Raw genomic sequence first — 15,382 nt, forward strand, 5'->3', positions numbered from 1 at the left:
GAATCAGTTAAATAAGCAAAATTTTCTGGAAATAGTCATCTTTTGCGTAAGCACTCCCTTTTTTTGCCTTTTTTTAGAAAAACAAGAAATTAGGTTAGTCAAACTATGTTTATGCAACACTAGTGATATAGAGTGAAAAATTATTTAAATTTACTTATTTTTTACAGAAAAAAGATGGAGTTAACCCGATTATGCCAGTATACTTAAAATAGAGATTTGAAAGGGAGGGTAAGGGTTTTCGGGTTGTTCGTCTTTTGCCCAATAAAAGAGAAAAGTAAAAGAGAAAAAAGGATAGACTTTCATAATGGCGAATGTTATTATCTAAACATATGTAAAACGTACATATTTAGCACACTTTGTGCATCATAGAAAATGGGAGGAATTATTTTGTCTAAAAAATGGTTTAAAGGTTTAGGAATTACGTTAGCTTCTGTTATGTTGTTATCTGCTTGTGGAACTGATGAGGAAACAACGGAAGATACTTCACCAGATAACGGTGCAGCTGAAGATGAAATGATTGAAATCGATGAATTATCAGTAGGGTTTGTCCCTTCACGCGATCCAGATGAAATCGTTACAGCTACAGAACCTTTAGAACAACTTTTAATCGATGAATTAGCTGAACACGGTTATGATGTAAATAGCGTTGAAATCACAGTGGGTACGAATTATGAAGCTGTCGGAGAAGCAATGTCAGCCGGCACATTAGATGTCGGCTTTATTCCGGGCGGAACATTCGTATTGTATGATGATTCAGCAGAAGTTATTTTAACTGCGACACGCGCTGGACTTAACAATGATTCCGAAGACCCAGCTGAATGGAACGAAAACAAACCGACAGAAGGAACAGACGGACAAGTAACCTATTACCGTTCACTTTTGATTGCTGGACCATCTGAAAAGGGTAGAGAATTAGCAGATAAAATCAATAGCGGCGAAGAACTGACTTGGGAAGATGTCGACTCAGCTTCTTGGAGTGTTATGAACTCTTCTTCATCTGCAGGATATATTTATCCTACAATCTGGTTACAAGATAACTTTGATCAATCATTAACTGATTTAAGCCAAATTGTTCAAGCTGACTCTTATGCCAACTCATTTGCCAGACTGGCTTCTGAACAAGTAGACTTGATTGTTGCTTATGCAGATGCCCGTCGTGATTACGTAGACCTATGGGAAGCTGAATACGGACGTGAAGCTGACATCTGGGAGGAAACAGATGTAGTTGGTGTCACACCTGGTATTTACAATGATACAATCAGTGTCAGTCAATTCTCAGACATCATGGATGACGACTTAAAAGAAGCCATTCAACAGGCGTTCATCAATATTGCACAAACAGATGAAGGGCGAGAAGTTATCGCGATTTACGCACATGAAGGATATGAACCTGCAACAAGCGAAGATTATGACGTTGAAAGAGAAGCACAAAAAATTCTTCTTGATGTATCAGAATAATCAATCTATCAACAATAGAAAAGACAAGCTAGGAGCAACCTCTCCTGGCTTTCTTTTTTGACTATTTCCAGAGAGGAACAAAGTGACTATGATAGAATTTAAAAATGTAACTAAAACATATCCAAATGGAGTAAAGGCCTTGAATGATGTAAATTTAACCATCGACCAAGGAGAATTCGTGGCGATTATCGGATTATCCGGTGCGGGTAAATCTACCTTGATCCGTTGTATCAATCGCATGCATGAAATCAATGAAGGCACATTGATGGTTAACGATGTAGATGTCGGTAAATTGAAAGGCAAACAAGTCCGATTATTCCGTCGCAACATCGGGATGATTTTCCAGTCATTCAACCTAGTCACGCGTACTTCAGTTATCAATAATGTGCTCATTTCGACTGTCCCAGACTTGGCCTGGTGGAGAAAAGTATTAGGCTTGTTTCCGAAAGAGAAAAAGATAGACGCCCTAGAAGCCTTAGATAAAGTAGGTATTTTAGATAAAGCCTATAATCGTGTAGACCAGTTATCCGGTGGACAGCAGCAGCGTGTAGCATTAGCTCGTACCATCGCTCAGCATCCTGCTATTATTTTAGCGGATGAACCCGTTGCCTCACTGGACCCCGTCACAGCTAAAGTCGTTATGGATGACTTTAAAAAAATCAATAAAGAAACAAACATGTCTATCCTGATCAATATTCATCACGTTGAACTGGCCCTTGAATATGCAGACCGTGTCATCGGCATTCGTCAGGGAGAAGTCGTTTACGATGGAAAATCTGAAGCAGTCACGCAAGAGGTCTTGGATCAAATTTACGGCAGTCAAGCTGAGCTACCTAAAATGAATGATCCGGAAGAAGCAGAAGTCTAAGGAGGGAAGACAATGAGAGAAACAGTATATGACAAGATTTTCAAACCTAAAACGTATACGTTGTCAAATGGGAAAGAAGTCAAACAGCACGCTTCAAGGATGCCATTCATACTGCTGATTGTTCTGTTCATAACAATCGTTTCTTGGGAAGTAACCGGTGTCGACTTATCCATGATACGCACACGAGGGTATCAGTTCATCGTTATTTTGTTAGCGATGTTTCCACCGAATCTGAATTTCATGAGCAACGTATGGGGCCCTCTGTTTGATACGATTCAAATGTCTCTATTAGGGTCGATTGCAGGTGCGCTACTGGCAATACCTTTTGCTTTGCTATCATCCAGTAACATCATCCGAAACCAGCTACTGAATGGCTTCTTTAAACTGTTTTTAAGTATTTTGAGGACTTTACCAACGTTAGTTACAGCATTGATCGCCACTTTTATTTTCGGACTGGGAACGATGGCGGGTACGGTAGCTATATTCATTTTTACGCTGTCTTATATCGGTAAACTGATGTATGAACACATAGAGAATGTGGATATGGGAGCATTCGAAGCACATGAATCTATGGGCTTGTCCAAAGTAGAAGCGTTTCGTTATGCTATTGTTCCAGACGTCATGCCCACTTACTTATCGGTATCCTTGTATGCATTCGAAGGAAATATTCGTTACGCAGCTATTTTAGGGTATGTTGGAGCCGGCGGGGTCGGGCTCCTTTTAGATGAACGACTAGGCTGGAGAGATTATCCCAGTGTCGGAATGGTGCTGCTTATCCTGATGCTCGTCGTATTCGTGATCGAACGAATCAGTGAATATTTCCGAATGAAATTAACATAGAAAAGGAGCAGACAACATGAATAAAGCGGTTCAACTGCAATTGGAAAAAGAACCTAATCGTAAACTGTATTTATCGACGATCGGTATTATCCTAGCTGCTCTTTTGGTATGGTCTTTCATGGGAGTGAATATTACCGGTTTCGATCCGAGAGGCACACAGATTGCTTCAAATATTTTTTGGGGAATTTTATCTCCCGACTTGGCGTTTTTGTTTGATTTTAGAACTGCCGGTGGTGTCCCGTATTTATTGTTTGAAACGATCGCCATCGCCTTTTTAGGGACCATATTTGGGTCTTTGCTTGCGATTCCCATTTCATTTTTAATGTCACCGAGTGTCGTTTCCAAACCGGTGGCTTTTGTGACACGATTAGTGGTCATCTTTATACGAACGATTCCATCACTTGTTTATGGACTAATGTTCATCCGAGTGACGGGTCCTGGTCCTTATGCCGGGGTGCTGACCATGTCTTTAACCTCGATCGGCATGATTTCTCGTTTATACGTCGATGTTATCGAAAACCTGGACCGTGGTGTACTCGAAGCGATGACTTCAATGGGATGCAATACCTACGAAAAAATCCGTTACGGTATTTTGCCTCAATTGTTTTCAAATTTCTTGTCCGTAACGATTTACCGTTACGACATGAACCTGCGTGATGCAACGATTTTAGGCTTAGTAGGCGCTGGTGGTATCGGAGCCCCGTTGATCTTCGCCATGCGCTCATACCGCTGGAACGAAGTCGGTTCGATATTAATCGGGCTGGTCATTTTGATTTTAGCTGTTGAAATCTTCTCGAACAAATTACGCAGTAAATTGGTGAATGGATAAAGAGCCGATAAATAAGCTATAAAAACTTTAAACCCCTATTCAACTGTATCATTAAGTTGAATAGGGGTTTTATTACCCATAAGTTATGATTTTTATAACAGACGTTATTATTAGACTTAGTTTTCATTTTGCAATTAAGACCGCTGTAAACGAATCACTTCTCAATCCTAATAAAGTGTTTTATAATCTATTAAATGATAGAAAATGAGTGAAGGGTGATTGATTTAATTATACATAGACTAAAAAACGAGTGAAAAGAGGCTAGGGTCATGAAAACTGCTGATGTACTCATTATCATTGATATGCAAAATGGCGTTTGTCACTACAAGGATCAGTCTATAGGCAATTTAGAATATTTAATTGAAAGAATTAATGAAAGGATCACCGACTACGCTTCAGAAGAGAAACCAATCATATTTATTCAGCATACTGATGACTATTTAGAAAAAGGAACACAAAAATGGGAAATCATTCCCGAATTGAATAAAAGTCATTCGGAATACTTTATTGAAAAAAGTCATCCCAACTCATTTTATCAAACTGATTTGAAAGAAGTTTTAGAGAAGCTAGATGCACAGAAAATCGAAATATGCGGGGTGGAAACAGAGTATTGCGTGGATTCGACTGTGAAATTTGCGCATGGTTTAGGCTATACTGTTCAGATGCAAAAGGAAATTCATTCTGCCTGGGACAATGCCTGGATGACCGGGGATCAAACCGTGCGTTTCTATGAGGAAATATGGCATGATTCCTTTGTCACCTTTATTTGAGAGCATTTTATTGCAGGCCTCGATTTATATCTGATTATCATCAGGGACTGGTCAATTCAGCAACACCAGTCTAAATGTAGTGAAATTATACTGATCAAATAGAAAGAGTTATCGTCGGTTAGATCAACGATAACTCTTTTCTCTATAGTATTAAAGTGACGTATTCTTACATCAATTCATTTCAGGAGAGTCTGTCACGATCTGCCACTCGATTCCAAATTTGTCTTTGACTTGGGCATAAGCAGGACTGAAACTCGTTTCGTTTAAAGACATGATGATGTCACCACCGTTTGATAATTTCTCAAAGAGTTTTTCTGCGTCGGATACTTTTTTTACATCAAGCATAAGCGTAATCACTGAACCGGGAGTATACGGTTGACCTGGAAAGATATCAGCAAGCAACAGTTCTGAGGATCCAAGAGTTAAATGTGCGTGAATAACCTTGTCTTCATAACCTTCCGGGATGTTTTCTTCAAACTCCTGCGGCCAGTCCTTATAAAGTTCCATACTTTCGACTTTTGCTTCAAAAACATCTGAATAGAATGAAATTGCTTCTTTCGCATTTCCATCTAACATCAAATAAGACGTTAAATTGACATCCATTAAAATCATCCTCTCTTTTATTATGTATAAAAATTATATTCGCGTTATCTTTATTGATGTGGATAAAAAAGTCATTATCAACCATTGGATATGCTATGAAAACTATATCATGTTAGATGAAAAATTACTTTCACAACCTATTGATATAATATAAAATAGTGATTAAAAAATCTCCCAAAAAGCCTTAACTTTTCAAAGGAGGTTGACTTAAAGGAACGGACTGAGTAAGCTAGTCTAAGGTTCATTTTAAACAGAAGGTAGAGAATAAAATGCAGCGAAGTATGAAATTATTTTTTAAATACGTCAGTTTGAACATGCTGGGAATGTTAGGTATTTCTTTCTATATTTTAGCAGACACCTTTTTTATAGCCCAAGCTTTAGGCCCAACCGGAATCGCGGCTTTAAACCTCAGTATTCCTGCTTTTGGCATTATTCACGGATTCGGTTTGATGATGGGTATAGGTGGCGCAACACGGTATAAAATCTTGCTGTCTCAAGATAAACGAGAGCAGGCGCAAAAAGTGTACTCTCAAACCATTCTATTTGCCTTGGCATTTGGGGTACTATTCTTGGCTGTGGGTCAACTCGGTTCAGAAGCGATTGCCCGATTTTCCGGAGCAGATTCACAAACGTTTGATGCCACGAGTGTATACTTAAGAACGATTTTATCTTTCGCACCCTTTTTTGTGCTGAACAATACCTTGCTTTCTTTCGTAAGAAACGATGGAGATCCTTCTCTCGCTATGTTCGGGATGGTCATAGGAAGCGTATTGAATGTCGTTTTGGATTACATCTTTATCTTTCCCCTGCAAATGGGCATGTTTGGTGCGGCATTAGCAACCAGTATTTCGCCCATCATCAGTCTATCTATCTTGGCGATTCATTACTTTAAACCAAAAAAAAATTTGGCCTTCACCTTTCAGAAAATAGAAAAGCTCCTGATTCAGGACGTCACTTATTTAGGTGCATCGGCATTTGTAAACGAGATTTCCGGTTCGGTCGTCATGTTTACGTTCAATACCATCATCTTTTCATTGGAAGGCAATGAAGGATTAGCGGCGTATGGCATCATAGCCAACATCTCTTTCGTCGTGCTGTCATTGTTCGCAGGTGTTGCTCAAGGGACGCAGCCGTTACTGAGTGAAAGCTATGGACTGAAGAATCTCAAGCAGATGAAGCAGGTATTGGCTTTGTCTTTAGGGACGTCACTTGTATTGAGTACAATTGTATATGGCGGAACTTACCTGTTGAGCGATCAGATCATTCTTGCCTTCAATAGCGAACAAAACGCACACATAGCCGAAATGGCCACCACGGGTTTATTGGTTTACTTTGTCGGCTTCTTTTTTGCCGGACTCAATACAGTTTTGACCAGTTACTTCGGTGCTACCAATCAACCGAATCGGGCCCTCTTTTTCTCTATGCTTAGAGGCGGGTTCATTATTGTCCCGCTCGTTTTAGTGTTAAGTCGGATTTACGGCATGACGGGTGTCTGGTTATCTTTTGTTTTTGCAGAAGCGCTTGTCTTAGGGCTCATCACTTGGAAAGTTAATCCGAATAAACGAGTGAAGAATAAGTAGCAGGATCGAGTTTAACTCGGTCCTTTTTTAATATCTTTTAGTGAGAAGAAAGAGTATGGTATACTGCAATCAAAAGGAAGCGATTACAATTTTTGTGGTTCCGTGTAATGACTTCTGTTTTTAAGTTGCTTTTACATATTAGATAATAGGAGGATCTTTAGCAATGCCTAATAACAAAAACTTGATTTATGTGAACAAAGACAAACTGGAGTTTCATTTAACCAATCAGCAGGTCAGTTACATCTTTAGAATCTTTGAGAAAAGCAAACAACCTGAACATTTATATTTCGGTAAAAGCATTCAAAACCGCCCTTCTTTTGATTTTCTGATTGAAAGGGAGCCCCGTTCTTCTATCAACCTAAATGAAAAAGATTACACGTCATCCTTGGAGCATACCAAACAGGAATATCCAGGCTTTGGAACGACGGACTTCCGTTACCCGGCTTTTGAATTGGAGTACCCTGAGGGAGACCGCGTTTCAAACTTTGCTTATGATTCATATGTCATTCATGAAGGGAAGCCCAAACTTAAGGGCTTGCCTGCCACGTACACAGACTCAGCGGATGAGGCACAAACACTCGAAATCATCTTGAGAGAGGCTCATTCCGACCTACGGATAAGTTTGTTCTATAGTATCTTTGAAAAGCGCTCTTTGATCACCCGCAGCGTCGAATTCCATAATGACGGAAAAGAAATTGTGAAGCTGAATCATGCCATGTCAATGAGTATCGATTTTCCAGATGACGATTTTGATATGATCCATTTAAATGGTGCCTGGGCTCGAGAGAATCATATCGAGAGACAACCTTTATTTAAAGGTGTCCAATCGATATCAAGTGCACGCGGAGCAAGCAGTCACATTCATAATCCGTTTTTTGCTCTGGCTCGACCAGAAACAACAGAGAGACAGGGAGAAGTTTACGGGTTCAGTCTGGTATACAGCGGGAATCACTTGGGACAGGTAGAGGTGGATACTTATAATGTGACGCGTGCTACGATGGGTATCAACCCTTATCAGTTTCAGTGGAAGCTGCAGCCAGATGAAGCATTTCAAACCCCGGAAGTCGTGATGGTCTATTCTGATACAGGAATTAACGGGATGAGTCAGACCTACCACGACCTGTACCGCAATCGACTTGCCAGAGATCCGTGGAAGAATCAGGAACGTCCGGTACTGATCAACAACTGGGAAGCAACCTATTTTGATTTCAATGAAGAAAAAATCATGGAAATCGCTGAAAAGGCAAAAGAAACTGGAATCGAACTCTTTGTGCTTGATGACGGTTGGTTTGGTGAAAGAAACGATGATTCGAGTTCATTAGGTAACTGGACTGAGAATAAAGCCAAATTACCTAATGGCATTAAAGGATTATCCGAGAAGATCCATAAGCTGGGATTGAAATTTGGCTTGTGGTTCGAACCGGAAATGATCAATAAAGATGCGCCGCTTTATCAAGAACATCCGGAGTGGGTGATCCATGTGCCGGGTAAACCGATGTCACCGGGACGAAATCAATTTGTTTTAGATTTTTCAAATCCGGAGGTCGTGGATGCTTTATTCGATCAGATGGATGCGATTTTGATTGATGGAAAGATCGATTACATCAAATGGGATATGAACCGTTATATCACCGAACCCTTTTCAACGCGCTTACCTCATGATCAGCAGGGAGAACTCTATCACCGCTATATTTTAGGTGTGTATTCTTTATACGAAAGACTTTTAGAACGGTATCCTGATATATTGATTGAATCGTGTGCCGGCGGTGGTGGGCGATTTGATCCGGGGCTGTTATACTACGCGCCGCAAGCATGGACGAGTGATGATACCGATGCCGTCGAACGCTTGAAGATACAGTACGGGACTTCGCTGGTTTACCCGTTGTCGAGCATCGGCAGTCACGTGTCGGCGGTTCCGAATCATCAAGTGGGCCGAACAACTTCTTTAGATATGCGGAGTGCAGTGGCTTACTTTGGAACATTCGGATATGAACTGGATGTCACCCAACTTAGTGAAGACGAAATGAATCAAATGAAAGCGCAGATCAGTTTCTTTAAAGACAATCGCCAACTAATTCATGAAGGGATTTTTTACCGGTTGAAGAGTCCTTTTGAAGGTAATGAAACGGCGTGGATGATCGTTTCACAAGATAGAAAAGAGGCACTGGTCAGTTTTTATCAAGTGCTTGCTCATCCAAATCCGTCCTACAGTCGGTTAAAATTAGCCGGTTTGGAAGAGGATACGCTCTATAGCCTTGATCCGGATGCTGAAGAACGTTTTGGTTCAGATTTGAATACGATTGGATTACTCTTCAGCGAAAACGAAAGACAGCGGGGGCACTTCTGGTCGAGAAATGGTAAATCCGATTTTCACAGCTGGATCGTCAAATTGACTGCAAAAGAGTAAGGATTCTCACAAATAAAGCTAGAACACCTGAGCGTTGGATGCAGTCCAATCCTCAGGTGTTTTTTATGTTTAGAGAAAAAAGGGCACATTCAAATCATTTGTAGAGATACCATTGTGAACAGTATAATAGAAACAGAAGGACTTTTCTTTGACAAAGACTAAGGAGAGTGTTAATTTATACTTAACGATTACAAACGTAAACAAATAAACGAATAAGGAGATGAGTGTCATGTCAGACAAACATACTGATAATAAGAATGTAAAAGAACACGACCATACGAATCAAGAGGCAACCGGTAAGCAGGATGATAGGAGTCACGAACACCATCAGGGCGAGGGTGAAGGCCGTCACGACCATGACGATCACGGGGGCCATCAGGATCATCATGCGCATATGGTTGAAGACTTCAAGAAGCGCTTTTGGGTTTCTTTGGTCATCTCTGTACCCATTGCCATTTTAGCTCCGATGCTGCAGCATTTATTCGGATTTGACGTGTCTTTTCCAGGGTCTGACTTGGTGTTGTTTGCACTCGCGACCTTTGTCTTCTTTTACGGCGGGAAACCATTTTTAGCAGGCTTGAAAAGAGAAGTCGTAGACGACCATACGCCGGGCATGATGACCCTTATTTCCTTGGCCATCACAACAGCCTATGTGTACAGTTCGCTAACCACCTTCTTTATTGAAGGTAGTGATTTTTATTTCGAACTCGCTACATTAATCGTTGTTATGCTGCTGGGACATTGGATCGAGATGCGCTCTCAGATGGGAGCATCCAAAGCACTGGAAGAACTGATAAACCTTATGCCTAATGATGCCCATAAACTAGACGAGGATGGAAATACTACAGAAGTCTCCGTAGAAGAATTGCATCCCGGAGATAAAATTTTAGTTAAATCCGGTGAGAAAGTGCCGCTAGACGGTGAAATTTTGGAAGGGAAATCATCAATTGATGAATCGATGCTGACGGGCGAGTCGGTGCCTGTTGAGAAAAAAGAAGGAGAAGAAGTCATTGGCGGTTCCATCAATGGGGAAGGTGTCCTTACTGTAGAAGTAAGTAAAGTCGGAGAAGAGACATATCTCTCACAAGTTGTTGAGATGGTGAAAAACGCCCAGGCAACCAAATCGCGTGCCCAGGGCTTTGCCGATATGGCAGCGAAATGGCTCTTTTACGTGGCTGTCATTGCAGGTTTAATTACTATGATTTATTGGGTGAATGTAGCAGACTTTGAGTTTGCCTTAGCAAGAACAGTGACCGTTCTAATCATTGCCTGTCCTCATGCTTTGGGACTGGCGATGCCGTTAGTCAGTTCGGTCTCAACCTCTATTGCAGCACAAAAAGGACTGCTTATTAGAAATCGTACGCAGTTTGAAATGGCTCGTAATATCGATAAAATTGTCTTTGACAAAACTGGGACTTTAACTGAAGGGAACTTTGGTGTCGATGATATAATTCCAGAAGATGTCACGTCAGAAGAAGACTTGCTTCAACTTGCCTATTCAGTTGAAAGTCAATCCGATCACCCTATTGCCAAAGGCATTGTACGTGCCGGGGAAGAGAAAAAGGTTCAGCGCTTGGGCGTGACAGATTACAATAACTTAACGGGTAAAGGACTGGAAGCAAAAATCGATTCGGATACTGTATCCATTTTAAGCCCGGGAGCGATGAAAGCAGAAGGGTTTTCGTTTGACGAGGAGCGTTACAATGACCTGTCGCAACAGGGGAAAACGGTCGTATTTGTACTGAAAAATCAGAAACTGCAAGGCATGATCGCTTTAAGTGATATCATCAGAGAATCTTCTTATAAAGTGATCAGAGAATTAACGGATATGGGAATCGATACGATAATGATCACCGGTGACAACCAGCGCGTCGCTGATGGGGTAGGGAAAGAACTCGGCTTAACTGAAGTCATTGCTGAAGTTTTACCGGATCAGAAATCGGAACACATCAAACGTCTTCAAGAAGATGGCACGAAACAAGTAGCCATGGTCGGCGACGGGATCAATGACGCACCGGCTCTTGCAGCAGCTGACATTGGTATTGCCATTGGCGCTGGAACGGACGTAGCGATTGAAACCGCTGATGTTATCCTGGTAAATAGTAATCCGAGAGATGTGCTGAACGTTTTGAAACTCTCCAAGGCCACACACCGTAAAAACATTCAGAACTTATGGTGGGCAGCGGGGTATAATATTATAGCGATACCTTTAGCTGCTGGAATCCTATACAATCAGGGAATCGTCATCACGCCTGCTATCGGGGCAGCTGTCATGTCGTTGAGTACGGTTATTGTCGCAATCAATGCACGCCTGCTTAGCTTGGATGATGAGGCAGAAGAATCAAAAGACGTGAAACCTGCGACCGAAACTAGATAAACGATAAAAAAAGCACGGAGGTTATGAGGGATCACTTCAATGTGATCCCTCATGAACCCCGTGTTTTTTATTAATCTTTTTTATCAAATTCTTCCAAAAGATTCAACAGAATATTTTTGGCTCGCTGCAGATTTTTATGTTTGGAATGCTTGAGTATATCGGCTACCTGCTGGACGTGATCGCCTTTGGCTCCGGCACTAATGGCTAAGGAGCGGGCATGCAGCCCCATGTGTCCAGTTTGAATGCCTTCAGTGACTAAAGCGCGGACAGCCGCAAAGTTTTGAGCGAGTCCGACTGAGACTATGATTCGTTCGAGTTTATGTGCTTTCGGATGATTCATAATAGAATGCGCTAACTGGGCGCCCGGATGAATGGAAATGGCTCCACCGACCGTTCCTACTGGAAGAGGGAGGGTGAGCTCACCGACTAAATCGCCCGTATCATTTTTCTTCCAAGTGGTCAGTGAACGATACTGTCCTGAGCGGCTGGCATACGCATGGACACCGGCTTCAATGGCTCGCCAGTCATTACCGGAAGCTAAAACAACGGCATCGACGCCATTCATGATTCCCTTGTTATGTGTGACTGCCCGGTAAGGATCGATTGTCGCTACTTGGGTTGCTTCAATGATGCGGTCTCTGACCTCTTCGCCGGAAAAAGTCGCTGTCTTCAGTTTGTTCGTTGGAATAACGCATGTTGCTGTAGCCAAACACTCCGTGGCGTAGTTAGTTAAAATGCGCAGCAACGCAATCCCGCCGGTCAATTCTTCGATGTACGGTGAAATACCTTCCATCATGGTATTCACGATGTTTGCACCCATTGCTTCCTGTGTGTCCACATGGATATGCACAGATAGAAACGTGGGGATACCGCTGTCTGAATCATCCTTTAGTAAGCGGACTTCCAAGTCTCTAGCCCCGCCTCCGCGTTTGACGATGGAAGGATAGGCCTCATTCGCTCGGCTGAGAATGTCCTGCTTCACGGTCTCTATTTTTCTAGAAGCATCTTCAAAATCAGCAATATTTTTCAAAGTGACCTGACCGATCATCCGTCTCTGGGTGACTTCTGTATTAAATCCGCCAGCTGAACCGATTATTTTAGCCGCAAAACTGGATGCAGCGATAACAGACGGTTCTTCTATGGCCATGGGCACGATCAATTCTTCCTCATCGATTACGTAATTCAACGCGACACCCAGAGGCATTGAATAATTACCGATGTAGTTTTCAATCAAATGATTGCCTGTCTCGGAATCGAGTTCCAACGTGCGATTCAAAAGGGTTTCTTTTTCTTTTTTAGAAATCACACCGGCTAAATATAAAGCTTCGATTTTTTCAGTGTGGTTTTTTTTATAAAATTTAGTTAAATGTGTGGTGTCCATCGTATCGGTCCTTCCTTATTCTCTCCCTTCCATTATGAACGATTCAGGGAAAAAAGAAAAGAGAGAGTCTATCTGTTTTAAAAAAGGTTTACAAAAGGTTTTTCTTCTTGTATAATCATATAGGTACAGCCCATTAAGGTTCCTTAGCTCAGTTGGGAGAGCACTACCTCGACAAGGTAGGGGTCGCTGGTTCGAGCCCAGTAGGGACCATCATAGTTTTATTATAAGCCTTACAAACGTTGATTTGAAAGTGATCTCACAACGTTTTGTAGGCTTATTTTTTCACATCGGTATAGTGCATTTGTATACAAACAAACGCGTATTGAAAATGTGTTCTATTTGAATTGTAAGAACCAGTAATAATGAATGGATTAATACTTAAAAATGTGGAGAGTGTCTATTAATTTAGATACTTTCTTTTTTATGCTCTAATGTTGTTGTGAAGGCGTTTCTAAGGCTCGTGTGGGTATCAGATAAGAAAGGAGATTTTTTAGTGGCAAAAGTGAGCGACATTAAAAACGATAAAGAGGTACAAAAGAAAATCAATCAAAAGATGAAACGATTAAATCTTTTATTTGAAAAGATACCAAAAGAGAAGAAAGACGTTGTGCAATCTTTAATTGATAGTGCTTTATTTCATACAGTGATCTTGAATACGCTGGAGAAACATATTGCAGAGCATGGAACGACCAGCCAATATCAAAATGGAGCGAATCAATGGAAAAATAAGAGAAGTCCAGAGGTTGAAGTTGATAATTCAATGATTAAAAAAATCATATGGGTATTATTAGACAGCTCATTGATCTAATTGATAAAACAGGCATTGAAACGAATGATGGTTTCGATAGTTTTCTTCAAAAAAGATTTAATTAATCTGAAAAGGAGATGTATAAATGAGTAAATATGCTGAATTAAAGAAAGAAATGGCTGATAAAAATTATGAGTATGAAAAAAAATTGATAAGTTATTAGCTAAATCTTCACTCACAAAAAGAGAAAAACAAAAGATTAGAATCAAATTTAAAATAAATAGTTTATTGAGATAATCGATTTAATGATGATTCAATAAAATAAAAAAGGTGCTAAATTGGAAAAAGAAATTATATTGGGTAATAAGCTCACTACTGAAAATATTAATAATAAGGAATTAATTGATCGTATGTTAAAGAGTTTTGTGGATAAAGAATCATCAATAACAGATATAGAAAATAGGCCGTGAAAGATGAAGTGGATTTGTTGATTCTCTAATATAAATTAATTGGCCACGTTAAACTTATCAAACAAATGATAAAATAACATGGCCTAATTAATATATTTATATAGAAAAAGATAAATATCAGAAATTTTATCTCGATTTTCAATTCCTTTTAATGCGTCCTTAGGAAGAGCAGAATAAGCCTGTTTAATTAACTTTGGGTGTGTTATTTGATCTTCAACTATGATATTAATAAATTTCAATAAGGATATTGCGAGATCTTTATTATCTTTAATATCTATTTGCCCTGGATGAAAAGCATTGTTACCAACAACTCTAATTGCATCCAAAGCTTGTGGTATTTAGAGAGGCAATCCTTTTTTCACTAAATCACCAATCCTATTATTTAAAGAAGCACCATTAGCTCCTAACTCTTGGGTTAGTTGGTCAATAGCTAATCTAGATAACGCAGCAGATGAACGAGGAGATTCATTCAGTACTAAACCAGCTTCATTGTAAAGTTCTTTAATACTTTTAGGCATATCGTTATTGGGAGTTTCTACTTCTAATTGAGAGCGTGGATATAGCATTATCTCGAAGTTATCCTCTTCTCTTGTGAACTCATCTAGATTTTTTAGCCATATCGAAGGCTTTAAGCAAGCTTGGCACTTCGCAACTATAAGTATATTTATGTTATCTTCAATACTATTAATATTTTCATCATCCTCAGCATGTTTTAAACTCCATCTCCAAGTATGTGAAGAAAAACCTTTACAATTTGTACAAGTAAAAGCTTTAGTATTTCCAACAAATTGCATATTAGCATTTTTAGTTATTTTTTCTCTTTTAAACAACTCTTTCATAATAAGAAACTCCTTTTTTAAAAGTAACCTTACCACTGCAAGTTTATAATAACAATATTTAAAAATAGGTAGATTCATTGCTTCTCTATTCATTCTTAAAGGATATCCATAAATTTGGGTAGTCTTTTTCTGTTCTCAATAATTATTACTACTGGTAATAATTTTAATTAACTAAATATGAACTCATTACATAACTTTTTAATAATCTAATT

At 39.9% G+C, this 15,382-nt stretch carries 12 protein-coding genes and 1 tRNA gene; 10 read left to right on the forward strand and 3 right to left on the reverse strand.

Annotated elements, in window-relative coordinates; translation table 11 throughout:
- The first annotated feature begins 387 nt into the window (after positions 1–387).
- The 5 genes from AX762_RS08930 (at position 388) to AX762_RS08950 (ending at position 4,765) form a co-directional block, all read left to right on the forward strand.
- Entirely contained in the window at positions 388–1,458 is a 1,071-nt protein-coding gene (locus AX762_RS08930; RefSeq protein ID WP_071848798.1) for a phosphate/phosphite/phosphonate ABC transporter substrate-binding protein, read from the forward strand.
- 88 nt (positions 1,459–1,546) lie between these two features.
- Positions 1,547–2,326 (forward strand): phosphonate ABC transporter ATP-binding protein, encoded by a 780-nt coding sequence (gene phnC / locus AX762_RS08935; protein ID WP_071848807.1) that lies wholly within the window; start codon positions 1,547–1,549, stop codon positions 2,324–2,326.
- 12 nt (positions 2,327–2,338) lie between these two features.
- A complete protein-coding gene (gene phnE / locus AX762_RS08940) occupies positions 2,339–3,166 on the forward strand; it encodes a phosphonate ABC transporter, permease protein PhnE (RefSeq protein WP_071848799.1) in 828 nt (275 codons plus the stop codon).
- A gap of 16 nt (positions 3,167–3,182) precedes the next feature.
- Positions 3,183–3,995 (forward strand): phosphonate ABC transporter, permease protein PhnE, encoded by an 813-nt coding sequence (gene phnE / locus AX762_RS08945; RefSeq protein ID WP_071848800.1) that lies wholly within the window; start codon positions 3,183–3,185, stop codon positions 3,993–3,995.
- Positions 3,996–4,264: 269 nt separating this feature from the next.
- Positions 4,265–4,765 carry a cysteine hydrolase family protein gene (locus tag AX762_RS08950; RefSeq protein ID WP_071848801.1) on the forward strand — a complete coding sequence of 167 codons (501 nt, stop codon included), beginning with the start codon at positions 4,265–4,267 and terminating at the stop codon, positions 4,763–4,765.
- 171 nt (positions 4,766–4,936) lie between these two features.
- Here the strand turns inward: AX762_RS08950 and AX762_RS08955 are convergent, their stop codons facing one another.
- A complete protein-coding gene (locus AX762_RS08955; RefSeq protein ID WP_071848802.1) occupies positions 4,937–5,368 on the reverse strand; it encodes a VOC family protein in 432 nt (143 codons plus the stop codon).
- A gap of 281 nt (positions 5,369–5,649) precedes the next feature.
- Between AX762_RS08955 and AX762_RS08960 the strand changes: the two genes are divergently transcribed.
- From AX762_RS08960 to AX762_RS08970, 3 genes are all read left to right on the forward strand, one after another.
- Positions 5,650–6,948, forward strand: coding sequence for an MATE family efflux transporter (locus AX762_RS08960; protein ID WP_218162495.1), 1,299 nt, complete (start codon positions 5,650–5,652; stop codon positions 6,946–6,948).
- Positions 6,949–7,111: 163 nt separating this feature from the next.
- Complete coding sequence (locus tag AX762_RS08965; RefSeq protein WP_071848804.1) at positions 7,112–9,355, forward strand: alpha-galactosidase; 2,244 nt, start codon at positions 7,112–7,114, stop codon at positions 9,353–9,355.
- 229 nt (positions 9,356–9,584) lie between these two features.
- Positions 9,585–11,732: a heavy metal translocating P-type ATPase gene (locus AX762_RS08970; protein ID WP_218162496.1), complete on the forward strand. Its 2,148-nt coding sequence runs from the start codon at positions 9,585–9,587 to the stop codon at positions 11,730–11,732.
- A 70-nt stretch (positions 11,733–11,802) separates the two neighbouring features.
- On the opposite strand, the gene AX762_RS08975 is transcribed toward AX762_RS08970, so the two are convergent.
- Entirely contained in the window at positions 11,803–13,113 is a 1,311-nt protein-coding gene (locus AX762_RS08975; RefSeq protein ID WP_071848806.1) for a hydroxymethylglutaryl-CoA reductase, degradative, read from the reverse strand.
- 137 nt (positions 13,114–13,250) lie between these two features.
- Here AX762_RS08975 and AX762_RS08980 point away from each other — a divergent pair.
- A tRNA-Val gene (locus AX762_RS08980) sits at positions 13,251–13,323 on the forward strand.
- 283 nt (positions 13,324–13,606) lie between these two features.
- The gene (locus AX762_RS08985; protein ID WP_083432904.1) at positions 13,607–13,921 is read left to right on the forward strand and encodes a hypothetical protein; all 315 of its coding nucleotides are present in this window, start codon (positions 13,607–13,609) and stop codon (positions 13,919–13,921) included.
- Positions 13,922–14,669: 748 nt separating this feature from the next.
- On the opposite strand, the gene AX762_RS08990 is transcribed toward AX762_RS08985, so the two are convergent.
- Positions 14,670–15,263: a DUF4145 domain-containing protein gene (locus AX762_RS08990; RefSeq protein ID WP_256244668.1), complete on the reverse strand. Its 594-nt coding sequence runs from the start codon at positions 15,261–15,263 to the stop codon at positions 14,670–14,672.
- Positions 15,264–15,382 lie beyond the last annotated feature (119 nt).

The sequence above is a fragment of the Alkalibacterium sp. 20 genome, from assembly GCF_001885615.1.
Lineage (GTDB): Bacteria > Bacillota > Bacilli > Lactobacillales > Carnobacteriaceae_A > Alkalibacterium.

Coding starts and splice junctions, on each gene's coding strand:
- phnC (WP_071848807.1), top strand. CDS start 1,547: ATGATAGAATTTAAAAATGTAACTAAAACATATCCAAATGGAGTAAAG.
- phnE (WP_071848799.1), top strand. CDS start 2,339: ATGAGAGAAACAGTATATGACAAGATTTTCAAACCTAAAACGTATACG.
- phnE (WP_071848800.1), top strand. CDS start 3,183: ATGAATAAAGCGGTTCAACTGCAATTGGAAAAAGAACCTAATCGTAAA.
- AX762_RS08950 (WP_071848801.1), top strand. CDS start 4,265: ATGAAAACTGCTGATGTACTCATTATCATTGATATGCAAAATGGCGTT.
- AX762_RS08955 (WP_071848802.1), bottom strand. CDS start 5,368: ATGGATGTCAATTTAACGTCTTATTTGATGTTAGATGGAAATGCGAAA.
- AX762_RS08960 (WP_218162495.1), top strand. CDS start 5,650: ATGAAATTATTTTTTAAATACGTCAGTTTGAACATGCTGGGAATGTTA.
- AX762_RS08965 (WP_071848804.1), top strand. CDS start 7,112: ATGCCTAATAACAAAAACTTGATTTATGTGAACAAAGACAAACTGGAG.
- AX762_RS08970 (WP_218162496.1), top strand. CDS start 9,585: ATGTCAGACAAACATACTGATAATAAGAATGTAAAAGAACACGACCAT.
- AX762_RS08975 (WP_071848806.1), bottom strand. CDS start 13,113: ATGGACACCACACATTTAACTAAATTTTATAAAAAAAACCACACTGAA.
- AX762_RS08990 (WP_256244668.1), bottom strand. CDS start 15,263: ATGAATAGAGAAGCAATGAATCTACCTATTTTTAAATATTGTTATTAT.